Annotated in this window: 20 protein-coding genes; 8 read left to right on the forward strand and 12 right to left on the reverse strand. The window is 60.4% G+C overall.

The window, feature by feature from the left end:
- Positions 1-62: 62 nt before the first annotated feature.
- From ACWNRM_RS04070 to mtnK, 3 genes are read left to right on the forward strand one after another with little or no spacing between them, the layout of a single operon-like run.
- Positions 63-1,043 (forward strand): aldo/keto reductase, encoded by a 981-nt coding sequence (locus ACWNRM_RS04070; protein WP_485169573.1) that lies wholly within the window; start codon positions 63-65, stop codon positions 1,041-1,043.
- Positions 1,040-1,756, forward strand: coding sequence for an NUDIX hydrolase (locus ACWNRM_RS04075; protein ID WP_485169572.1), 717 nt, complete (start codon positions 1,040-1,042; stop codon positions 1,754-1,756). The genes ACWNRM_RS04070 and ACWNRM_RS04075 overlap by 4 nt, the downstream gene beginning before the upstream one ends.
- Positions 1,753-2,946: an S-methyl-5-thioribose kinase gene (mtnK, locus tag ACWNRM_RS04080; protein ID WP_485169571.1), complete on the forward strand. Its 1,194-nt coding sequence runs from the start codon at positions 1,753-1,755 to the stop codon at positions 2,944-2,946. Before ACWNRM_RS04075 ends, mtnK begins: the two co-directional genes overlap by 4 nt.
- A gap of 57 nt (positions 2,947-3,003) precedes the next feature.
- Here the strand turns inward: mtnK and ACWNRM_RS04085 are convergent, their stop codons facing one another.
- Complete coding sequence (locus tag ACWNRM_RS04085) at positions 3,004-3,498, reverse strand: flavin reductase family protein (RefSeq protein ID WP_485169570.1); 495 nt, start codon at positions 3,496-3,498, stop codon at positions 3,004-3,006.
- Between the two features lie 198 nt (positions 3,499-3,696).
- Here ACWNRM_RS04085 and ACWNRM_RS04090 point away from each other — a divergent pair, with 198 nt between their 5' ends.
- The 3 genes from ACWNRM_RS04090 to ACWNRM_RS04100 are packed head-to-tail and all read left to right on the forward strand — an operon-like array spanning position 3,697 to position 6,069.
- A complete protein-coding gene (locus ACWNRM_RS04090) occupies positions 3,697-4,014 on the forward strand; it encodes a DUF2849 domain-containing protein (protein ID WP_485169569.1) in 318 nt (105 codons plus the stop codon).
- Entirely contained in the window at positions 4,011-5,681 is a 1,671-nt protein-coding gene (locus ACWNRM_RS04095; RefSeq protein ID WP_485169568.1) for a nitrite/sulfite reductase, read from the forward strand. The genes ACWNRM_RS04090 and ACWNRM_RS04095 overlap by 4 nt, the downstream gene beginning before the upstream one ends.
- Positions 5,668-6,069 carry a DUF934 domain-containing protein gene (locus ACWNRM_RS04100; RefSeq protein ID WP_485169567.1) on the forward strand — a complete coding sequence of 134 codons (402 nt, stop codon included), beginning with the start codon at positions 5,668-5,670 and terminating at the stop codon, positions 6,067-6,069. The genes ACWNRM_RS04095 and ACWNRM_RS04100 overlap by 14 nt, the downstream gene beginning before the upstream one ends.
- A gap of 72 nt (positions 6,070-6,141) precedes the next feature.
- Here the strand turns inward: ACWNRM_RS04100 and ACWNRM_RS04105 are convergent, their stop codons facing one another.
- From ACWNRM_RS04105 to ACWNRM_RS04120, 4 genes are all read right to left on the reverse strand, one after another.
- On the reverse strand, positions 6,142-7,722 hold the full coding sequence (locus tag ACWNRM_RS04105; RefSeq protein WP_485169566.1) for an alginate export family protein: 1,581 nt from the start codon (positions 7,720-7,722) through the stop codon (positions 6,142-6,144).
- 131 nt (positions 7,723-7,853) lie between these two features.
- A complete protein-coding gene (dctA, locus tag ACWNRM_RS04110; protein ID WP_485169684.1) occupies positions 7,854-9,230 on the reverse strand; it encodes a C4-dicarboxylate transporter DctA in 1,377 nt (458 codons plus the stop codon).
- 366 nt (positions 9,231-9,596) lie between these two features.
- Positions 9,597-10,571, reverse strand: coding sequence for a glucokinase (glk, locus tag ACWNRM_RS04115; protein WP_485169565.1), 975 nt, complete (start codon positions 10,569-10,571; stop codon positions 9,597-9,599).
- A gap of 150 nt (positions 10,572-10,721) precedes the next feature.
- Positions 10,722-11,528 (reverse strand): SDR family NAD(P)-dependent oxidoreductase, encoded by an 807-nt coding sequence (locus tag ACWNRM_RS04120; protein WP_485169564.1) that lies wholly within the window; start codon positions 11,526-11,528, stop codon positions 10,722-10,724.
- 284 nt (positions 11,529-11,812) lie between these two features.
- Here ACWNRM_RS04120 and ACWNRM_RS04125 point away from each other — a divergent pair, with 284 nt between their 5' ends.
- Positions 11,813-12,955, forward strand: coding sequence for a hypothetical protein (locus ACWNRM_RS04125; protein WP_485169683.1), 1,143 nt, complete (start codon positions 11,813-11,815; stop codon positions 12,953-12,955).
- A 72-nt stretch (positions 12,956-13,027) separates the two neighbouring features.
- Here ACWNRM_RS04125 and thiL read toward each other — a convergent pair whose 3' ends face one another.
- Genes thiL through nrdR form a run of 3 tightly spaced genes read right to left on the reverse strand, consistent with a single transcriptional unit; the run spans position 13,028 to position 15,010 of the window.
- Positions 13,028-13,996 carry a thiamine-phosphate kinase gene (gene thiL / locus ACWNRM_RS04130; protein ID WP_485169563.1) on the reverse strand — a complete coding sequence of 323 codons (969 nt, stop codon included), beginning with the start codon at positions 13,994-13,996 and terminating at the stop codon, positions 13,028-13,030.
- Complete coding sequence (nusB, locus tag ACWNRM_RS04135; protein ID WP_485169562.1) at positions 13,974-14,501, reverse strand: transcription antitermination factor NusB; 528 nt, start codon at positions 14,499-14,501, stop codon at positions 13,974-13,976. The genes thiL and nusB overlap by 23 nt, the downstream gene beginning before the upstream one ends.
- Positions 14,502-14,506: 5 nt before the next feature.
- Complete coding sequence (gene nrdR / locus ACWNRM_RS04140) at positions 14,507-15,010, reverse strand: transcriptional regulator NrdR (protein WP_023977360.1); 504 nt, start codon at positions 15,008-15,010, stop codon at positions 14,507-14,509.
- A gap of 73 nt (positions 15,011-15,083) precedes the next feature.
- On the opposite strand from nrdR, the gene ACWNRM_RS04145 reads away from it, so the two are divergent.
- Complete coding sequence (locus tag ACWNRM_RS04145; RefSeq protein ID WP_485169561.1) at positions 15,084-15,566, forward strand: copper chaperone PCu(A)C; 483 nt, start codon at positions 15,084-15,086, stop codon at positions 15,564-15,566.
- 168 nt (positions 15,567-15,734) lie between these two features.
- On the opposite strand, the gene recQ is transcribed toward ACWNRM_RS04145, so the two are convergent.
- The 4 genes from recQ to cydD form a co-directional block, all read right to left on the reverse strand.
- The gene (recQ, locus tag ACWNRM_RS04150; RefSeq protein WP_485169560.1) at positions 15,735-17,576 is read right to left on the reverse strand and encodes a DNA helicase RecQ; all 1,842 of its coding nucleotides are present in this window, start codon (positions 17,574-17,576) and stop codon (positions 15,735-15,737) included.
- 17 nt (positions 17,577-17,593) lie between these two features.
- On the reverse strand, positions 17,594-17,989 hold the full coding sequence (locus ACWNRM_RS04155; protein ID WP_485169559.1) for an OmpA family protein: 396 nt from the start codon (positions 17,987-17,989) through the stop codon (positions 17,594-17,596).
- 99 nt (positions 17,990-18,088) lie between these two features.
- Entirely contained in the window at positions 18,089-19,774 is a 1,686-nt protein-coding gene (gene cydC, locus ACWNRM_RS04160; RefSeq protein ID WP_485169558.1) for a thiol reductant ABC exporter subunit CydC, read from the reverse strand.
- A complete protein-coding gene (cydD, locus tag ACWNRM_RS04165) occupies positions 19,771-21,522 on the reverse strand; it encodes a thiol reductant ABC exporter subunit CydD (RefSeq protein WP_485169557.1) in 1,752 nt (583 codons plus the stop codon). The genes cydC and cydD overlap by 4 nt, the downstream gene beginning before the upstream one ends.
- Between the last annotated feature and the right edge of the window lie 209 nt (positions 21,523-21,731).

Genomic DNA, 21,731 nt, shown 5'->3' on the forward strand with positions numbered 1-21,731 from the left:
TGCGATGACCTCAACGAGCAAACGGATTAAGCTTACGCAAAGTCAGATTGCAGGAATCTTGCATGCGCTATCGTTGTCTCGGCCATTCGGGCCTTGTGGTTTCGACTCTTGGTCTTGGGTGTAACAACCTTGGCGGACGCATAGGTCAGGGGCAGTCAAGCACGCTGGTTCATGCGGCGCTCGATCAGGGTGTGACGCTATTTGATGTGGCCGATGTCTATGGCCGTCGCGATGCCTATGCAGGGGCATCCGAAGAGGCTCTGGGCAAGGCCCTGACCGGCAAGCGATCCCAGGCCGTCATTGCCACAAAATTCGGTATGAAAATGTGTACGGGCGATGATCCGTCGGCCCGTCACTCCGGGGCATCGCGGCGCTATATTCTAGAGGCTGTGGAAGCCAGCCTGAAACGCCTTGGAACCGACTGGATCGACCTCTACCAACTTCATTGTCCAGATCCGCGCACCCCGCTCGAAGAGACGCTTCATACACTCGACGGCCTCGTGACGGCGGGCAAGATCCGCTATGCTGGCGTCTCCAACCTTCCCGCGTGGCAGGTGGCCGATGCCTGTCATATTGCAAGGCGGGATAATCTGGCCGGTATCATCAGTTGTCAGGACGAGCTGTCGCTTCTGGCCCGATCGGCCGGAAAAGAGCTCCTCCCTGCCCTGACGCATTTCGGGCTGGGCCTGCTCCCCTACTTCCCCTTGGCTTCGGGCATGCTGACCGGAAAATATCGCCGGGACGCACCACCGCCCGAAGGGTCCCGTCTGGCGGCATGGACCTATCTCCAGGAGCGCTATCGTGATCCTGCTACATGGTCACTTATCGAGGCGCTGGCAGAACTGGCAGCAGGTCAAGAACGTCCCCTGGCCGACCTCGCCTTCGGCTGGCTGCTGCATAAGCCACAGGTCGGCAGCGTGATTGCGGGTGCCACATCCGCAGCGCAACTTACGGCTAACATAGCGTCCTGCGCAGCCCCTCTGGACGGACCGTTGCTTGAAGCCCTCGAACATCTGCTCGAAGAACACGGAACACCCTCATGACCAGCGCCAGACACCCGACAGACGCGCCCTGGACCGTCACCGCGCTCTCACCGGACATTCAGGTAACCTGCCACGAGGCCCCGACGCTGGTCGATCCCGCGCTTGAGATGGGCATTGAGGCCGTGTGGCAAGAAGCGTTGAGGAAACACCCCAGGCTCTACAATGGCCGCGTATTTTGCCTCTCGCAGCTGCAGCACGACCGGTTGGACGGGTTCTGGTGCGAATATCGCTGGGTGCTGGCCCAGATGCGCGCGCCCGAGCTGGCCATCAGGCTTCAGCTGAGATCGCTGGCCGTCACTGGGCTCCTTGTCTGCCGCGACGGCATCGTTCTGGGACGACGCAACCCGAACTCACTCTATCTTCCCGGTTTCTGGCAGGGTGTGCCCGCAGGCAGTGTCGAGGCCCGCAGCGAAAAGGATCCGATCGACCTTCGCGCCCAACTCCTCGCCGAACTTGAAGAAGAAATCGGCCTGACCGACGCGGTCACTCTGACCGGTCCGTTACTGGCCTGCGAACATGACACCACCCATATTGTCGATCTCGGCTTTCGCATCGATACCGATCTCCCCTTCGAGGCCATTCGCGATGCCTGGCAGAAAAAGGCCAATGACGAATATGACCAGCTTGAATGTCATTCCCCGGTTCTCATCAATCTGATCAGCCCGCAGGTATTGCCAACAACCCGCGCCATGCTGGAGCGTCTTGCCCAATGAGCACCTATCGCCCCCTCACAGCGTCAAGCCTTATCGACTATCTCGCGGCACACCCAGCCCTTGCCGCCCGCCTTGGTGGTGAGGCCACAAGCTGGACCGCCCGCGAGGTCAGTGACGGCAATCTCAACACGGTGTTCATCGTATCAGGACCGGCTGGCAGCATGTGCTGCAAGCAGTCCCTGCCCTATGTGCGCGTCGATCCCGCCTGGGCCATGCCACTTGAGCGAAATCTCTTCGAGGCGCGCTGGATGCAGAGCGTCACGGATGCGGTGGGTCATCAGATACCGGCGCTCTATCATCTCGATGAAGGGCTCTTCCTGATCGTGATGGAAAACCTCGCGACGCATCACGTCCTGCGTACCGCCCTGATTGCCGGTACGGCACCGGCCGGTTTTGCCGCCCGTATTGGCGAATTTGTCGGCCGTACCGGCTTTGCCACGTCATGGCGTGCCCTGCCCTTCGAGGACGTGCATGCCTTGCGCGACGTGTTCTCCCGCAATCTGGCCCTGACGCGCATCACGGTCGATCTGGTGCTGACAGACCCCTACCAGAATGACTGCACACGCAATCGCTGGCTCAGCCCGGAGCTCGACGACGCTGTCGCCTCGATTCAAAGCGACGCCAGCCTGCATGCAGCGGTCGAACGCCTGCAGGAGCGCTTCCTCTCGACGGGGCAGGCCTTGCTTCATGGTGATCTGCATACCGGGTCAGTCATGATCAACGGCGACGATGTCCGTGTGATTGATGGCGAGTTTTCACTCTATGGCCCGATTGGCTTCGATATCGGGATGTTCATCGCGAATCTCGTGATGAATGCCTACGCGCAACCCGAGCATGATGAGTGGATGCGCGACGAGATCGCTCTGCTGTGGTCCGGATTCAAACGCGCCTATCTGGAGGCATGGAAGGCACCGGGAGCGAAAGGTGATCTTGGCGCATTGACAGGTAACCAGCCTGCAAGTGCGGAATATGCGCGGTTCTTCCAGCAGGTCATGCACGATGCGGCCGGGTTTGCCGGTCTCGAGATGATCCGGCGCACCATAGGCTTCGCCCAGATCGATGATTATGACTCAGCGCCGGACCGTCAGAGCCAGGTCGAGGCCAGGCGACGCGCCCTGACGACTGGCCGAGGTCTAATCCAGCGCGCAGGCCAGATCGGAACAACCGAGACGTTCCTCGATCATATCTGACCACCAAGTCGTTCAGTGGGCCAGTCTAGGGCCCACAGACGAACTAAAGGGTCTGGATCAGGCCTTGCGATAGGCGCGATCGAACCAGACAAGACCCGAGACCTCTTCGCGTGCAAATTCGGCGCAGAGGGGCTCGACGAAGAAGACGCTATGCGTACCGATTTCCTGTGTCAGGCTGATGCGACATTCCAGTGTGACCAGCGCCCCTTCAAGAAGCGGCATGCCGAGCTCGCCTTGGCGCCACGCGCCACTGGCGAAGCGGGTCTCCATGTCATAGCGCGAGCTACCAAACAGGGTTGAGAGCGCTTCCTGCTCGTGAGCCAGGATATTGATGGCCAGCATGTTGTGACGCACCAGATGCGCATGAGTCGACGCCAATCGATTGACGCATACGAGCAGCGTCGCCGGGTCATCGGACACGCTGCATACCGCAGAGGCCGTAAAGCCGTGACGACCATTCTCGCCATCCGTGGTGATGATGGTCACGGCACTGGCCAGTCGCGCCATCGCGTCGCGGAAGATTTCTTTGGACAGAGGGGCACGATCCGGCATCGTTCTGGCTCCTGGAATGTTTGTGTGAACCCGTATGCGGCAATTTCACGTGGCTGCAAGGGGGCAGAGCAGATTTCCACGGCCGGGTCACGGTTTGATGCCTTGCCCCCGAAGTGGTTCTCTGAGATATAATTACACGATCAGCGTGGATAGTTTATAAACCACGCCAGTCTCAGTTCAAGCAAGGCGGAATGGTGGATGAAACGGGCGATACGCATAGGCGCCGGAGAAGCTCTGGTGCTAACAGCCAACAGATTGCTGGATGGCCACATCGTATGGCGTGATGCCAGCGGCGTCTGGCAGCGTTCCATCGCCCACGCCGCCATTCTTGCCCCCGAGAACTACGAATCGGCGCTCCAAAACGCCATACAATCGGCACAGAACGATGGTGTCGTCGGTGTCTACGAAGTCGTCGTGCGCCCGGCGAAGATCGCCGAGCCAGTGAGCGTGCGCGAGCGTATCCGGGCCTTTGGCCCCACGGTTCACCCCCAGTTTGCCACGGAGTTGGACGCATGAACGCGCCTGTCGGTCTCTACCAGTATCAAACGGCTGATCGTGAGTTTCTCGCCTCCCGCATCGCGGAATTCGAAGGGCAGGTGCAACGGCGCCTGAGCGGTGAGCTGAGCGAGGACGAGTTCAAGCCGCTTCGTCTCATGAACGGGCTCTATCTTCAGCTTCATGCCTATATGCTGCGTGTCGCCATCCCCTATGGCGTGCTGGATTCCCGCCAGATGCGCAAGCTGGCCCATATCGGCCGTCATTACGACCGCGATTATGGCCACTTCACCACGCGACAGAACATTCAGTTCAACTGGATCAAGCTGGAGAACACGCCGGAGATCCTGCGTCAGCTTGCCGATGTCGACATGCATGCCATCCAGACCAGCGGCAACTGCATACGCAACGTCACCTGTGACCAGTTTGCCGGCGCTGCCGCCGACGAACTGATGGATCCTCGTGTCCATGCAGAGATCCTGCGCCAATGGTCCACGCTGCATCCCGAATTCACGTTCCTTCCGCGCAAGTTCAAGATCGCCATTTCCGGAAGCCCTCAGGACCGGGTCGCGGCACGCTTCCACGATATCGGCATACTGGCACGCCCCGGCGAGAATGGCTCCCTCTTTCGCATTTTCGTCGGTGGTGGTCTGGGGCGTACTCCGCTGGTTGGACATGAACTGTTCGATGCCGTGCCCGAAGCGGATCTGTTGATGACCCTCGAAGCCATATTGCGCGTCTATAACGCCTATGGCCGGCGCGATAATATCTACAAGGCCCGCATCAAGATACTCGTGCAGGCCCTGGGGGTGGATGGCTATCGCGATGCTGTCAGGCAGGAACTGGGCCGGATGGACCCCACCCATTATCGCCTTGCCCCGGAAATTGTGGCGGCCATACGGGCGCGCTTTGCCGCCCCCGATCTGACGGTCGCGCCAGGTGGAGAGGAAACACTCAGGCAGGATCGTGCCAACCACCCGGACTTCGATCGCTGGGTGCGCAGCAATACCATGCCCCATTTCGCCCCCGGGCGGATTGCCGTGACGGTTTCCATCAAGCCGGCTGGCGGTATTCCGGGCGACGCCACCTCGGACCAGATGGACCGTCTTGCCGACCTTGCAGACCAGTTCTCTTTCGGTGAACTCCGCATCACCCACCTGCAGAATGTCGTGCTGGCCCATGTGGCGCAGGATCGGCTGCTCTCCCTGTGGCAGGCGCTCTGCGAGATCGGTCTGGGCGATGCCAATAACGAACTGATTGGCGATATCGTGGCCTGCCCCGGCCTCGATTACTGCGCATTGGCCAACGCGCGCTCGATACCAATCGCACAGAAACTCAGTGCCCGTTTCGCCGATAACGCCCTGCAGGAAGAAATCGGCAAGCTGCGCATCAACATCTCGGGCTGTATCAATGCCTGCGGCCATCACCATGTCGGGCATATCGGCCTGCTTGGGGTAGATAAACGCGGTGAGGAATTCTTCCAGATCACCCTTGGCGGGCGCGATGACGACAAGTCGCGCACGGGCGACATTCTTGGCGCGGCCCTGCCGGAAGACGACATGGTGGATGCCATCGCACGTATCGTCGATCGCTATCTCAGCGTTCGGGAAAAGGGCGAGCAGTTCCTCGACACTCTGACCCGTCTTGGTGACGCCCCCTTCAAGGAAGCGGCTTATGAAACTGTTTGAACTGGCCCCTGCGCGCCACCCGGCCCCCAAGACGCTCGATATCATCCCGGTGGCGGAGATGACCGAAGCCACGCGGGCCATCCGCCTCTCACCGGAATTCGACGTCGAGACGCTTGGGACCGCCATCGATCATCTCGATCTGATTGTCATTACTTTTCCCATTTTCAGGGACGGACGCGGTTTCACGCAGGCGCGTGCCCTGCGCGAGTATTTCGGTTTTGCGGGCGAGATCCGTGCAGAAGGTCATCTGATCCCTGATCAGGCCCAGTTCCTGCGCAGTTGCGGTGTCGACAATGTGCAGCTTGCCGATGACGCCGACACGACACCGTGGCTGCGGGCGCTCTCGCTCTTTCCCGTGACCTATCAGGCCCGCCTCGGCCTGCGCTGAACACAATGCTGCGCCGAGAGATGATCGCTCCCCGGCGCGCTTTGAGAGACTCGTCCCGAAGGCGCGTGGCTGTCAGAAGCGGTAATTCGCCCAGCCAGCCACGAAATCCGAGCTGGTATAACCAGCCCGTGTCAGGGCTGGCCCTGCCTGAAGATGCTCATAGCGCCCCGTGAAGCTCAAACGGGGTGTCCATGTCCAGACGGCCTGAGCACGGGTGGATTGGGCCACGCGATAGGCCTTTGTGTTCTGCGTTCCTGCGAAGGCCGAGCCATTGGCCCGATAGACGGCATCGTTCAGGCTCGCTTTCCAAGCAAACTGATGCTCAAGCGTGAGACGCAGGCTCTCAATGGGTGAGACCGTGACGTTCGGCGCGAGCGCCACCAGATTGGTGGGCGTCAGGAAGAGCTGGTAGCTGTAATAGATGTTGTTGCCAAACGGTGCGAGCGCACTGCGCAATGTGCCTTTGCCATAGGCCCCTCCGCCGCTGGCATAATCGACATGAAAGCCGATTCTTGGCGCGGTAGGCTTCGCCCCGAGGCGCCATGTCTGCGCCAGAAAGAACTGCCAGGCTGCAATTGTACGGCCATCATAATGGCCACCCTGATAATTCCCTACCCAGTCGATGGTCAGACGCTGGACATCTCCCCAGAGCCTCATACCGTAATACATCCGGTCCTCACGCGCGGGAGCGCCGCCCCATACAGCGCGCCGGTTGCGCAGACGCCAGACAAACGGATCGAGATAGAGCTTTGATTTCCCCAGAAAATGATGGGGGATGACAAGCCCTCCCGTCCCCCCTGAGAAGCGTATGCCGCGATCGATTACATCGTCTCGCGCACCGCCCCGGCCGAGACTTGTGTAGCGGAAATCAAAAAAGTCGCCGCGTATGATCTTGCCACGCACCCAGAACCGCGTACCGTTGAGGACGAAACGCAGCGTGTTGTTATCGCGCTGCGAGGTCATCAAATTGGCGCCATCGGTAAATTCCTGTCGGCCATAGCGTGCCCCGAGATGAACACGGGACAGCGGCACATTCGCCTCGGCGAAATACTGTTGAAGCAGGAGCTTGTTACGCATACTGGCAGCTGGCGCACCGATATTGGGCCCGGATATCCCGCCATGCGCCAGTTCGCCAAACGCACGGAAATAACGCGTGACATGCAGATCGGCGCCCCCCACGAGGCGCATGATATCCTGTCTCTGCAGAGGCCCCTTCTTCAGATTGGGGTTGCTGGTCTGGTTGAGCCGAAGGCGCATTTCCCCCGACAGGGTCAGGTAGATTGTCTGGGCAGGGTTAAGGGGCAGGAATTTCAGACGGTCCAGCCAGTCACGCCGGTTTTTCGCATAGCGCATCCGGCTCCAGTCCTCAGCCCAGCGCGACAGGTTGTAGCCCGAGGTCGTCAGCCCATCGCCCGCTGCGGGAGCAGGATAGGTGGTCACCGCAGGCTCGGCCGGTGCGCGGGTCTGGAATGGGTCAGGTGCCGGGTTATTCCCGAGCGATGATACCTGCAGGGGCACTTTGGGCGAGGACGTACGGCCCCGCTTTACAGCCTGTGCGCCAGCTGGCGCCTTTGCCTCCGGACTTACCGGCAGATCGGGCCCCGAACGGCCCGCACTGGCGCTATCAGCGTGCGACACCTTAACGCGGGACATCGAGGGCTCTTGCGCCTGCGGCTGAGACTGCGCCAAGGCAGGCTGCGCGCAAAGCACCGACGAGAGACAAAGCAGGGCCGACAGACAGCGTCTGTTTAAGCGAACGCCTAGCATCACGAGGACTGCCACAGTCAGTCGGTCAGCGCGGGGGGAGCGTTGGCCGAGCCTCCACCGGGTTTGAGCGCCTCCGCCAGTTTGGCATCGTCCACCACGCCCTCCCATCGCGCCACGACAACTGTCGCAACAGCGTTCCCGATGAAGTTGGTGAGGCTGCGACACTCGCTCATGAAACGGTCGACACCGAGAATCAGCCCGATCCCGGCAACGGGAATGGAAGGCACGATCGAAAGCGTTGCCGCAAGTGTGATGAACCCCGCACCCGTGACCCCTGCCGCCCCCTTGGATGAAAGCATGGCCATGCCGAGCAGCAGAACCTGCTGGCCGAGACCCAGATGGATGTCATAGGCCTGCGCGATGAAAAGCGCTGCCAGCGTCATATAGATGTTCGTGCCATCGAGATTGAACGAATACCCCATTGGCACCACGAGACCGACAATGGCCTTTGGGCACCCTGCCCGCTCCATCTTGGCCATGAGGCTTGGCAAGGCGCTCTCGGAAGATGATGTGCCCAGCACGAGCAGAAGCTCTGCACGCAGATAGGCGATCAGCCGCAGGATCGAGAACCCGGCAAGACGGGCCACGACACCCAGAACCACGACGATAAAGACGATAGCCGTAAGGTAGAATGTGAGAACAAGCGTAGCGAGATCTGCCAGGCTCGATGCGCCGTATTTGCCCACCGTATAGGCAATGGCACCGAACGCACCGATCGGCGCGGCTTTCATCAGGATACCGACGATCCGGAATGCCACGGCCGAGATTTCATCGAGCACATCGAACATGCGCGCCCCGCGTTCACCCATCAGGGCCAGGCCGATGCCAGTAAGAATGGCAACGAAAAGCGCCTGCAGGATGTTGCCTGTTGTCAGGGCCGAAACGAAGGTGTCAGGGATGATGTTGAGCACAAAATCGACAAGGCTGGTCTCGTGAGACTTGCCAATATAGCGCGCCACGCTGGCCGTTCCGGCAGGTGACGTATCAATCGTGGCATGAAGCCCAGCCCCCGGGCGGATGACGTTGGCTGTTACCAGCCCGACCACGAGGGCAAGCGTGGAGAAGAACAGGAAGTAGGCGAAAGTCTTCGCCGCCACGCGCGCCACCGCCCTCAGGTCACGCATCCCCGCAATACCCGTCACGATGGTCAGAAAGATGACAGGAGGGATGATCATCTTGACGAGACGGATGAACCCGTCTCCCAGAGGTTGCAGGGCTTGCCCCGTCTGGGGGGCAAAATGACCGATCAGCGAACCGATGATGATCGCCACAAGAACCTGCATATAGGTATGCCGCCAGAGCGGAACACGCCTGGCATGCTCATGGCTGACCTCGTGACCCCCTTGCCCGCGTTGAACCGTACCTGGGGTACCTGCTATGGAATTGGGCTTCATCATGTCTGGTGTCCGTGGCAAGGCGGCAGCGCGACTTAATATTACACCAATGTAATCAAGACAGCACTACGCTATCTCGTTTCGCACGCAATGCACAATTTCTTGACATAGGGTGACAACGCTCTGCCGGAAGGGACGATCTCTTCTGGCGAACGCACTCCACGCGATGAATACTGCCGGAGCTGAGCCGAAGACCCATATCAGCACTTGAGCAATGCTACGCCTTGATTGCCGGTTCGTATGCCCCTGATCGACAGGCAGCCTGGGACCGCGGATCCGGGGAATAAGCGGCGAAGTAATGGCACCAGAAATGTTGTAGCGGGAAAAGTGATGATGCGCCCGGACTGGCAGGGCGCACCGTCAAACTCAGAGTGCCGGATGTTCCGAAGCAAAGGCCGCTGCGGCGCCAAACAGGCCGGGCTGGGGATGGGTGATGACCTTGACCGGCATGTCACCCATCATGCTTTCAAAACGCCCCTTGGCCACAAAGCGCTCGGCAAAGCCGGAATGGGGCAGTCGGTCAGCCACACGCAAGCCAAGCCCACCTGCGATGACAACGCCCTGAGCACGGTGGGCCAGGGCCAGATCACCCGCCACGGCGCCAAGAGAGAGGAAGAAACGCTCTAGTGCGGCTGCCGCCATCGAATCACGGCCTTCCATGGCCATCTCCCAAAGCGCCTTGTTGTCGCGCATGGTGATGGGCAGCCCCTGCATCTCGGCGATGATTTCGTAGAGATTGGTCAGGCCGGGGCCCGATACGATGCGCTCGGCCGACACACGGCGAAAGCGCCGGCGCAGCGCACGCAGGATCTTGTCCTCGAACTCGTCAAGCGGCGCGAAATCGATATGGCCGCCCTCGGTCTCGATCACGAAATACTGGCCCTTGCGGCGCAGCAGACACGCGGCACCAAGCCCGGTGCCCGGACCAACGATCGTCGTCGTGCCTTCGCTCGGCAATGGACGGTCAGGACCACAAAGATGCTCGAGATACTGCTCGTCGATCTGGGCCACGGCATGGCCGACAGCACCGAAATCATTGACGAGCGTGAAATCCTCAAGATGCAACCGCTCTGCCAGCATGGACGGCTGGATGATCCAGGGGTTATTGGTCATCTTGAGCGTCTCACCCTGAATCGGGCAGGCAATGGCAATGCCAGCGTAGCGGGGCAATTCGCGACCCAGGGTGCGGCCGAAAGCTTCCCATGCCAGGGCAAGGCTCGCATGATCTGCCGTGCGCAGGGTTGTGGCCTCACCCAGTTCGACCACACGCCCCTGATCGACCTTGGCGATCGCAAATCGTGCGTTCGTGCCTCCAATATCGACGGTGACAATATCCTGCATTGCTTGCTCCAGTTTCCAGGGGCGATGTCCGATCTGACACGGATCCGGCTGATCCCGGTTCCATCCTCGAACATTTCGTGGGGAAGCAGTCGCAGGCTATCACCTATGCGTCAACACCCCCAAACCTGTTCATTCAGTTACCGCATGCCCTCAAGCAGCGTTCTGTTTAACTTTTGCAAGACGAAGCAGACGATGTGCCACACGGCGCGGCACGATTGCTGATACAAACTTCAACAGCAGGAAGACGCGCGGGAAGACCAGCACGGCGGTGTTGCGGCTGATGGCTCTGGCGATAAGCGCCGCAGCTTTCTCGGCTGTCACCAGAAAGGGCCTCGCCCCGTCGAGCCTGCGGCTCATGGCCGTGTCAATATAGCCCGGCTCGACCAGAGTCACGCCCACATCGTGAGGGCTCATGGCGGCGTGAAGGCAGGTGGCGAAGCGCCCAAGACCCGCTTTTGAGCTACTGTAGGCAGACGCGAAGGGCAGGTCATGATGGGCTGCAACGGAGCCGATCATGGCAATACGCCCGCGGCGACGCGGTGCCATCCGTGCCGCAGCCTCTGTCGCCAGAACGGTCGGGACAACATAATTGACAAGAGCCGCCTCACGAACGGCCTCGACCTGCTCCGTCAGGGCCCCGGCAGGACGTATGTCCGACACACCGGCATTGAGCACCAGCAGATCAACCGATTTTTTCTCATCGCACTGGCGAAACAGCGCGAGAGCATCATCGATTTCGGTCAAACCAAGCCTATGGCACTCGACCGTGCTTCCACGCTCCCTGCAGGCCTGCGCAACAGCCTGCAACCGCAACTCGTTACGCCCCCACAATGTGAGCATGACACCCGGCCCGGCGTACTGGAGGGCCAATGCCTTGCCCAACCCTCCCGAGGCTCCGGTGATGAGAACATGGCCGGGTGCAAAGTTCAGCTTTGCAAACCGCTCTGGACGTGACATTCAACGCGCTTTCGTAAATGAAACGGAAGCCCGGCCGCGCCATGGGGGCGAGCTGGACAAACCGCGATTGAGAGTGAGCCTTGTCGGAAGCAGAAGATCTCCGCCAGTTTGTTGCCAATCAGGCTGATGCCGGACAACCCGGTTCCGAACAGGGCAATTCAGAACATGGTGCCGTTGCGCGCGGCGCAACGACCGCTTCACCTTCGTATCTCCGCAACAAGCCGGACACGCAAACTTCCTCCTCTGGATCAACCCTTGGTGACGTCCACTCATCGGACGCAGGTCTGACGGTGCGCCCCGTTCTCTCCCGCAAGGACCTGAAACGCTTCATCAGACTTCCGCGGATACTCTACAAGGGGCGAGAAGGCTACGTTCCCCCGCTCGACATGGAGCAGAGCGATCTGCTCGATCCTGCGAAAAACGGCATTTACCGACACGCGTCGGTGCGCTGTTTCATGGCTTGGCGCGGTAACAAACCTGTCGGACGCATCTCTGCTGTCGTGGACGCCAAGGCACTCGAGGTCTGGGATCAAAAGATCGGCTGGTTCGGCGCCCTGGATGCGGTGTCGGACGCAGATGTCGTCAAGGCCCTGCTCGACAGCGCCGAGCTCTGGCTGCGCGATCAGGGCATGGTTCGCATGCGTGGTCCGGTCACGCTTGGCTATCATGGTGAGTCGGGCCTGATGATCACGGGACAGAATGAGTCCCCGATGATCGGCACTCCCTGGCACCCGCCAGAACTCAACGGGTTGATCGAAGCGCTCGGCTTCGAGCCCACCCGTGATCTGCTCACCTTCAAGCTCGACCTGACGGAAGATCTGGACGAGCGCCATATCGTACCAGGCGCGCTCAAGCCAGGCGAAGGTAAGCTGGGCGACGTCACGGTCTCCCATCTCTCCAAAAAGCAGATTGCCGCACAGGGCGAGGTTCTGCGCTCGCTCTATAATGACGCATGGGCCAACACCTATAACTTCGTCCCGCTGCAATCCTACGAGATGGAAGGCCTGATCCAGCAACTCAAGCTGGTGCTGCGGCCCGAGCACTATGTCCAGATCGATCATGCAGGCGAGCCCGCAGCAATGGCGCTGATAGTGCCCAATGTGTACGATATCGCGCGAGGTATCGATGGTGCACCCTCCCTTCTGGGCTGGGCTCGGTTGGGCGCGCGACTGCTTGGCCACCGCTTTGAATCTGCGCGCGTCATCCTGCTCGGCGTATCGCACAAGGTGCGCGGTACGCTTCTTGGCGCTCTCATGCCGTCACTCGCTATCGACGAACTTATTCGACGCCGTACGTCCCTGCCCTACAAATCGGTCGAGCTGGGCTGGATTCTTGATACGAACACACCAATGCTGAACCTCGTGCGCCGCCTCGTGCCTGAACCGAACAAGGTGCATCGCGTGTACGAGAAAGATATCATCAGGTGATCCGGTACCAGCGGACATCCCGAAAGGGAGACACCCGCCAGGCACTCAGGATCTAACGCGCTTGCGTCTATCTCAGAAGTGCTGCCAGCCTTTACGGGATAGACGTATCTCAGCGCCCTGGTTATCCAGCACACTCACGCCCGCCCCTTCCGTCACCCGTCCTATGCGGGTTACCTGAAGCGATGCGGCTTTCGCAGCCTGAAGAATTGTCGCTTCCTGGGCATCAGGCGCTGCAAAGAGAAGCTCGTAATCATCACCACCAGTCAGGCAGGTCTCGAACCACACCACGCCAGCGGACCGCGCCTGTGTCGAGAGCGGAATAGCGGCTGCCTCTATCTCCAGACGCACACCACTTTCCCGGGCGAGATGACCTGCATCCTGTACGAGCCCATCCGAAATATCCATACCGGCATGGGCGAAGTCGCCCAGTGGGAAGCCTACACGCGGCTGCGGAACCCTGTAGCGCCCAGCGAGATACCCATCCGGATCGGCAAGCTCCCCCAGCAGTGCCTGCAGGCCGAGTGCCGCATCGCCGATGGTCCCGGTGACCCACAGGCTGTCACCAGGACGAGCCCCCCGCCGCCTGACGGCCTTGCCTCGAGGCACCTCGCCCAGAATAGTCAGGCTCAGCACCAGAGGCCCGCGTGTGCTGGTGGTATCCCCCCCTAGAAGGTGCACATCAAACCGCGCCTGATCCTGCGCGAGCCCGGCGCTGAAACTTGCAAACCACAGATCATCAAATGCCGCAGGGCGGCTGATATTCATCAGATAGCCACGCGGTATCGCGCCCATTGCGGCACAATCGGACAGGCTGACACGCAAGAGTTTGCGACTGATCGTCTCGGCAGGATCACCTGGCAGAAAGTGAACGGCTTCGACCAGTGTATCGGTCGACAATATCAGCTCCCTGTCTTCAGCCAGGCCGATCAGCGCAGCATCATCACCGAGAGCCAAAGCCCCGTCACCCGCCAGAGGGCGAAAGAACCTGTCAATGAAGTCGAACTCGCCGCCGCTCATTTCAGCCCGGTTCTGACTCGTCATGCGTAGCGCCATCGCTCTCGCTGCTGTCCTGCACAGGGGCAGCCGGACGGGTCAGCGCATCGAGCACACCATTGACGAGGCGCGCCTCATCACCCGAGAAAAAACCATGCGCCACATCGAGATATTCGTTGATGACAACACGCGCCGGAACGTCCTCACCCAGTTCCCATGCGCCAGCGCGCAGCAGGGCGCGCAGCACAGGGTCAAGACGGTTGAGGGGCCAGTTAGCGGGCAAAGCCCCCGACAGCGCCGTGTCGATACGGTCCTGAGCCAGCGTGACGCCTTTCACTATCAGCCCGAAAAGCCGAAAATCAGCATCAGGCACGTAGCCATCCTCGAAACCGCTGCCACGCTCATCGGCCAGACGATGACGCTGAAACTGGCTGATAACCGTTTCGGCATTCTCACCACCCTGCTCGCACTGGAAGAGCGCCTGCACGGCGGCAACACGAGCGACGGTGCGCGAGCGCTTCGGCTGGTTCTTGGTACTGGTCTCGTCGGTCATCGTTATTATCCCTTGTCTTTTCCGCGCTTGACCGGCGGGAGCGGCAACTCTGCCTCCTCACCGGGACGCATATCCGTCAGCAGCTTCGAAAAAGCCTCTACTTCTCGAAAATCGCGATATACGCTTGCAAAGCGCACATAAGCGACACCATCGATGCTGTGCAATGCATCCATTGCCAATTCACCAATACGCGCCGAAGAAATTTCCGCTTCACCAGAGGCCTCAAGCTGGCGCACCAAGCCGTTAACGATCCGCTCCTGGCGTTCTTCTTCCACCGGACGCTTGCGCAGGGCAATACGAATGGAGCGTGCCAGCTTGTCGCGATCAAAGGGAACGCGCCTGCCATCCATCTTCGTCACCACCAGTTCACGTAGTTGGACTCGTTCGATGGTGGTGAAACGCTGGGCGCAGGCAGCGCAAACGCGCCTGCGACGTATGGCCGCACCATCGTCAGTCGAACGACTATCCTTGACCTGCGTATCTTCATGGCCACAGAACGGGCAGTTCATGAGAGTTTCCCCCTGATGGGCATATGATGGCACTGACCGGCCAAGCGAGCCGGGGGCAGAAAGGAGCGTATCAGTGAAAAGAGTGCAAGCTATTCCAGCACTGCTCATGACAGTTTGCGTGACAGGTGCCTTGCTTCTTCCCACCAGAGCACAGGCCCAGACCGATGACACGAACATCCCCGGGCAAAAGAACGCCAATCGCGATATCACTATCGAGGGGTGGGTCAGGCGCGCCAAGCATTATCCCGGGCTGGCTGCCGCCTATTTCACCATCGTCAACAAGGGGCACGAAGCCCATCTTGTTTCGGGCGTCAGTTCACCCGATTGCGCCGCGATCGAGGCATTTCACAGTGAGCAGGAGGTGACAAGTCATACGGCGAATCTGTTTTCGCATTTTACCATCCCGGCGGATATGACGATGGTATTTCCCGAGGGCGGATATCACCTGATCTGCCGCAATTTCCCCGATACGGTCAAACCCGGCGAAAACGTACCTCTGACCTTCAGATTTCTCGGGGGAACATCGAGCACGGTCAACTTCCCGTTGAAGGACTGAGAACACCCCTTGGTGGCGGCATGAGAGCGAGGCGCGGACAGGCGGCGCTGATCATGTGATCTCCGTGCGTCTCAACGGGGTACCATGGCTGTTGAGGTACCCTCCGTCCGCCTCGACGCCCTGTGTGGGCTGAATAGCGCTACGAAGCGAGAGCCTGTGAATGCGGCGCTAATCCCCTTCCAGCGCCGCAATAACCGCATCGCCGTAACGCTTGAGCTTTGATGCCCCTACGCCCTTGATCTCCGAGAGAGCTTCGACAGAATCGGGGTTTTCACGGGCGATCTCGGTCAGGACCGCGTCATGGAAGATAACATAAGGCGGAATTTCCTGCTCACGGGCCTCCTCGCGTCGCCACCGGCGCAGAGCCTCGAACCGTGCGCGTTCTTCATCGTCCAGCGCATCCACAATCGACGCAGCGGGGGCATTACGCGCAGTGAAGCCTTGGGCCTTCATGGGATCGCTGCGCAGACGCAGCTTTTCCTCGCCACGCAGGATTGGGCGGGCCGCGTCGACATCAAGCCCTAATGTGCCGTGCTCGCCACTCATCCTGATGGCCCCGCGCGCAATGAGCTGACGGATCACACCGCGCCACCACTGCTCCGAATGGTCCTTGCCGACACCGAACACGGTGAGATGCTGATGGGCATGACGCTCAATCGCCTCGGTCAGCTTGCCGCGCAGAACCGTGGTGAGATGAACGGCGCCAAAGCGCTGGCCGGTGCGGTAGATGGTGGAAAGCACTTTCTGCGCGGCCTCAGTGCCATCAAATGTCTCGGCGGGCGTCCTGCAATTGTCGCAATGCCCGCAGGGTGTCGGCAAGGCTTCACCAAAGCAGGCAAGCAAGGCCTGCGTACGACAGCCGACGGTTTCCGTCAGCGCGATCATGCTCTCCAGACGCGCCTGCATGACGCGCTTTTCTGTCTCTGGTGCGTTCGATTGCTCCAGCCAGTAACGCGCCCGCGCCATATCCTCACCGCCATAGAGCAGGAGAGTATCGGCAGGTGCCCCATCGCGCCCTGCCCGACCGATCTGCTGATAATAGGCCTCGGGCGAAGCGGGCATGTCCAGATGAACCACGCAGCGGACATCCGGGCGGTCGATACCCATACCGAAGGCCACTGTCGCGACGATCACCATCGGCTCGCCGCTGCGAAACCGCAAAAGCGTTGCGTGTTTTTCCTGTGGTGACAGCCCGGCGTGATACGGCAGGGCGTTGAAGCCTTTCTCGCGCAGGCTTTTCGCCATGCGCTCCGTGCGATTGCGGCTGCCACAATAGACAATTGAAGCGTCGTCGCGATGCCGGGTGAGTGCGTCCTGTACCTGCCTTGTTTCCGAGCCCTTGGGAGAGGCTGCGAGGAACAGATTGGGACGATGGAAACTCGATGTGAGGCGACGCGCCTGGGGCATGCCCAGCGCCAGAAGGATATCGTCCTGCGTTCGTGAATCGGCTGTGGCCGTCAGGGCGATACGGGGAACGCCGGGGAAGATCTCTGGCAGATCGGCCAAAGCCCGATATTCCGGGCGAAATTCATGGCCCCATGCCGAGACGCAATGGGCCTCGTCAATGGCAAGCACCGATACCGGGTTGCGTGCGAGCCAGCGCGCCGTACCGGGTGATACCAGCCTCTCAGGCGAGATATAGAGGATATCGAGGCGACCATCACGCAAATCGCTGCGTATGCGCTCAAGCCGGTCAGGATCGAGCTCTGAGTGCAGGGCTGCCGCATTGACACCAAGCTGTCGCAATGCCGCCACCTGATCGTCCATCAACGCAATCAGGGGTGAGATCACGATCCCCATGCCAGGCCGACACAGGGCGGGAACCTGATAGCAAAGGCTCTTGCCCCCGCCTGTGGGCATGATGACGAGCACATCCTCGCCATTCATGACCGCTTCGATGACCTCTGCCTGCTGCCCCCGGAAACTCGAGAAACCGAAAACGCGGTTCAGTACCGCGTCGGGCGTTTCGCGCTCGTCGGAGACGATTGATGAGAGGTCAGTTAAATCCAAGGTTCAGATGGAGCTTCTCAATGCGTGGAAGGATCGACTTCAATCGTCACCACGCGTGAGGCCACGGCTGCGTCCTCGTTGTTCTTGGGCGGACGCGCCATCTGGGTGATCCGGGCTGCGCCAACACCGGCCTTTGTCAGGGCTGCTGCGACAACCTTCGCACGCTCGACCGACAGCATTTCATCAGCAGAGAGGTTGCCACGGGCACCGGCGTGACCAATGACCTCAATTGTCTTGGCCTGCGTGTCGCGCGCATCGGCAGCAGCCTGATCGATGATATTCTGGGCGCTTGCCGAAACAGTGGTCGAGGCCGGCTCGAAGAAAACAGGGTAACGGTCGCGATCTGCACCGCCATTACAGGCTGAGAGACCCGTCAGAGCGAACACCGACAACATCACAGGCAGACGACGCATCTTTATTTCCTTCTCGAATCGCCGTGACATCCACGGAGCCGTGACGATGTCACTGCCTTGTGGCTTACCGCCCGTCAAGCAGACGCCCCAACTTGCTTCCTAGAGCGGTAATGGCGTGAGGTTCCCAGCCTCGATACGCCAGGCTCGGTCTAGGTTTTCAAGCCCGGTCAGACGATGCGCGATAAGGATGACGGTGCGCCCCTGCATCGTGCGACCCAGCGTTCTCAGGAAGGCACGCTCGGTCACGCTGTCGAGCCCCGTCGCTGGCTCATCAAGAATGATAATCGGCGTGTCGCGCAGGAGTGTTCGAGCCAGAGCGATACGACGCCCCTGCCCGCCTGACAGACGCGTGCCACCCTCACCTACCCAGGAATCAAGCCCATCAGGCAAGGCCTGCACGGTCTCGGCCATTTCGGCGCGCTCCAGGGCTGCCCACAGGGCCTCATCGCTCACACCCTCACGCCCAAGCAACAGGTTGTTCCGTATGGTATCGGCAAACAGATGGGTTGATTGCGAAAGCCATCCGATTTGCCCGCGCAGGCTCGTCGTATCGAGGCTTGCAAGATCATGGCCGCCAAACAGGATCTGTCCGGATTGCGGGCGTGTCACCTTGAGCAGCAGCGCCGCGAGACTGGATTTTCCTGCCCCTGACGGCCCTACCAGAGCGATATGCTCGCCTGCCCTTATGGTGAGATCGATACCTTTCAAGACAGGCGCACGTGCCGGATCCCACCCGAAGGTCACATCGCGCAGCACAAGATCGCCAGCCTCAGGCGCCGGACAATGACTGCTCATTACATCCGGTTTCACCTCAGCGACTTCGACAACACGCCGCGCGGCCTGCCCAACCTGTGTCGCCAGCACACTGGTACGCGCCAACGTGCCGATGTTCTCGAAAATCATCCCGGTGAGGAATATGAGCGCGATGCCGGACACGTCATCGAGCGTCAGCTTTCCGAACCCGGCAAGCCCTGCAAGGATGAGCACGAGCGCGCCCTGACCGCACAGATAGGAAACAGCCCCTGCACCAGCCATGGCGCGCGCCTGATCCAGCTGGGCACCATGAAGCCGCGCCTCCTCCGTCATCAGGCGCTCTGCAAGACGGCTCTCACCGCCAAAGGCACGGGCCTCGCGCAGGCCTGTTGCAAGATCGACTGCAGCGACGCGCAAGGACGACTCAGCATGAAGGATGACTGCACTGCGTGACGCGGCGCGCCGGGCTGACACGAGCGGTACAACACAGGCTGCGACAAGAAAAAGACCGGACAGCGCGAGGCCGAAACGCCAGTTTGCATAGCCCGCAACGAGTGCGATGACAGGCAGGGACAGCGCGATACCCAGCATGGGCATGGCAATACGCAGATAAAGATTATCCAGCAACTCGACATCGCCGACGAGACGGTTGAGCAGATCGCCTGCGCGCCGAAAGCCAAGACCTGCCGCAGCGCCGGAGGCGAGATTGCGGAAGAACCACACCCGGAGCGCCGCAAGGGCGCGGAACATGGCATCATGGGCAAACAGACGCTCGGCATAGCGCAGCACGATACGTGCGCCACCGAACGCCCTGAGCAAACCGAGCCCAGCGCCCATTCCCAGCGCAAGCGACGTCACTCTGGCCCCAGCATTCCACATTAGCGCCATACCGCTCAACAGGGCGAGTGCGGAGAGGGCCAGCCCAAGGAGCAGACGGCCGCCATAGGGCCGCCAAACCCGGAGAATGATCCCTAGAGCCTGCTCGACACTTGGCTTAGCCGAGGGCGAAGAATGAGACGCTCTTGTGATCATGCGGGAATCTCCGATCCCACACGGACCGTGGAAGCACTCGGTTTCATGACTGAAGGTGATGGACCAAGGTGCAGCTTCTTTGTCGCGAAAGCCTGCATGACAGCAGAATGACTGCTCAGAATGACCGTCCGGCCTTTTGCCAGATCATGCAGGGCCGCGATGATACTGCGTTCTGTATCCGGATCAAGATGCGCCGTTGGCTCGTCCAGCAACAGGAGCGGCGCATCCTTCAGATAGGCTCGCGCAATGGCCACACGCTGGGCCTGCCCCCCGGAAAGGCCAAAACCTCCTTCGCCAATCTCGGTATCCAGCCCCATTGGCAAATCCTGCAGAAAAGCGCCGACTGCCGAGGCTCTGATGGCCTCATCCAGCGCTGCCTGATTTGCGTCTGGTCGGGCGAAAAGCAGATTGTCGCGCAGTGTACCGGCAAAGATGACGGGCTTCTGCCCAACCCAGGCAAGATGGCGGGCAATATCTGCCCCCCGCATCGTCGCGATATCCTCCCCGTTGAACAGGATCGCTCCATGATCGGGCCGGATGAAACCAAGGATCAGTTCGATGAGCGTTGATTTACCTGTGCCTGAAGGCCCGTCGAGTAGCAGTGTCTCTCCCGGCTGCACCGTGAAGGAAATATCGTCAAATACCGCGGGCCGATCGTCGGCCCAGCGATAGCCCAGATGCTGCGCCTCTACCGTAAGAGGCCCCGTCACAACGGCGCTCGCAGCGTCCTGAGCTGCTTCAGGGCTGTCCCCATCCAGCCCATGCATCGCCTCAGCCGCGCCAGCTGCCTGAGCCCGATCCTGATAGGCCAGGGCTAACCCACGGAAAGGCGCAAAGAATTCCGGGACAAGAAAAAGCGCAAAAAGGGTCTGGGCAAAATGCGGTGAAGGCCTGACATGACCCGTCGAAGGCTGATCCTGAACGCCGGAAACGAGATGGATGAAATGACCCTGTGTCAAAACGATCAGAATGATCGCCACGACCATCGCCACATCTATGGCGGCCGACGAGAAGAAAGCCACGCGCAGAATCCTGACCGTGCGCCGGCGCAACTCATCGGCTGAGCGTGCCAGAGACGCGGCTTCGGCGTCCGTTGCGTTTGAGAGAACGATGGTCGCGATACCGCGAACCCGATCGAGAAACCGTGCCTGGAGACGCACCATCGCCAGAAACTGGTTGCGTGACGCGAGTGCGGCACCGATGCCGAACACAGCCTGCGCTACCGGAACAAGCGCCCCGCATATCGCGAGGATCAAGGCTGCACGGGCGTCGACCGCCAGCACCGCCACAAGAACAATGGCCGGAAAGACCATCCATGTCATCGAGGCGGGCAGCCAGCGGGCGAAATAGCCCTCCAGCGCCTCGATACGATCAACCAGCAAGGCCGCAATCTCGGCGGAGTGCTGACGGCGCAGCAGGGCTGGTCCAACATTGAAAACCGAACTCAGGGCCGATCGGCGCAATCGCTCGCGCGACTTCACGCCTGCACGGGCCGCATAATGCTCCTGCGCAAACAGACAGATTGCCCGCAGCAGGGAAAGCACGGCGAAGGCCCCGATAAGACCAGGAACCGACGGGTCGTATCCGACCAGAAGATGACCGATCGTCGAGGCAAGAAACCAGGCCTGACCGATGCCGACCAATGTCGAGAGGCAACCGATTGCCACAACCGGCAGGGCTGCACGTTTGGCTGGTCCTGCGTATTGTCGCACCCAGGCCCGCACCAGTTTTTTATCAACACCGCTCATGATGGGGGCATATAGGCAATGCAAACGGCGAAACATAGGGTTTCGAGGGGCAGATTGCAGAACATTTAGGCATCGACCTTCCCTGCTACAGAGAGACCCCAATCATCAGGACGGCTCGCAAGGCGCGTAGACGCGGCAATAAAAAACCCTGCCTCGATGAGACAGGGTACCTGAGCCCTCTCGCGGGGACAGACGAGGTGTGTCGGGAG

It is taken from the genome of Asaia sp. A2, assembly GCF_057319415.1.

Bases quoted from the DNA above. Each gene is read 5' to 3' on its own strand.
- nusB (WP_485169562.1), bottom strand. From the start codon at position 14,501: ATGACCGACGAGACCAGTACCAAGAACCAGCCGAAGCGCTCGCGCACC.
- dctA (WP_485169684.1), bottom strand. From the start codon at position 9,230: ATGAAGCCCAATTCCATAGCAGGTACCCCAGGTACGGTTCAACGCGGG.
- mtnK (WP_485169571.1), top strand. From the start codon at position 1,753: ATGAGCACCTATCGCCCCCTCACAGCGTCAAGCCTTATCGACTATCTC.
- ACWNRM_RS04070 (WP_485169573.1), top strand. From the start codon at position 63: ATGCGCTATCGTTGTCTCGGCCATTCGGGCCTTGTGGTTTCGACTCTT.
- thiL (WP_485169563.1), bottom strand. From the start codon at position 13,996: ATGACGAGTCAGAACCGGGCTGAAATGAGCGGCGGCGAGTTCGACTTC.
- ACWNRM_RS04090 (WP_485169569.1), top strand. From the start codon at position 3,697: ATGAAACGGGCGATACGCATAGGCGCCGGAGAAGCTCTGGTGCTAACA.
- ACWNRM_RS04120 (WP_485169564.1), bottom strand. From the start codon at position 11,528: ATGTCACGTCCAGAGCGGTTTGCAAAGCTGAACTTTGCACCCGGCCAT.
- cydC (WP_485169558.1), bottom strand. From the start codon at position 19,774: ATGATCACAAGAGCGTCTCATTCTTCGCCCTCGGCTAAGCCAAGTGTC.
- ACWNRM_RS04095 (WP_485169568.1), top strand. From the start codon at position 4,011: ATGAACGCGCCTGTCGGTCTCTACCAGTATCAAACGGCTGATCGTGAG.
- ACWNRM_RS04155 (WP_485169559.1), bottom strand. From the start codon at position 17,989: ATGCGTCGTCTGCCTGTGATGTTGTCGGTGTTCGCTCTGACGGGTCTC.
- cydD (WP_485169557.1), bottom strand. From the start codon at position 21,522: ATGAGCGGTGTTGATAAAAAACTGGTGCGGGCCTGGGTGCGACAATAC.
- ACWNRM_RS04100 (WP_485169567.1), top strand. From the start codon at position 5,668: ATGAAACTGTTTGAACTGGCCCCTGCGCGCCACCCGGCCCCCAAGACG.
- ACWNRM_RS04105 (WP_485169566.1), bottom strand. From the start codon at position 7,722: ATGTCCCGCGTTAAGGTGTCGCACGCTGATAGCGCCAGTGCGGGCCGT.
- glk (WP_485169565.1), bottom strand. From the start codon at position 10,571: ATGCAGGATATTGTCACCGTCGATATTGGAGGCACGAACGCACGATTT.
- ACWNRM_RS04075 (WP_485169572.1), top strand. From the start codon at position 1,040: ATGACCAGCGCCAGACACCCGACAGACGCGCCCTGGACCGTCACCGCG.
- nrdR (WP_023977360.1), bottom strand. From the start codon at position 15,010: ATGAACTGCCCGTTCTGTGGCCATGAAGATACGCAGGTCAAGGATAGT.
- ACWNRM_RS04085 (WP_485169570.1), bottom strand. From the start codon at position 3,498: ATGCCGGATCGTGCCCCTCTGTCCAAAGAAATCTTCCGCGACGCGATG.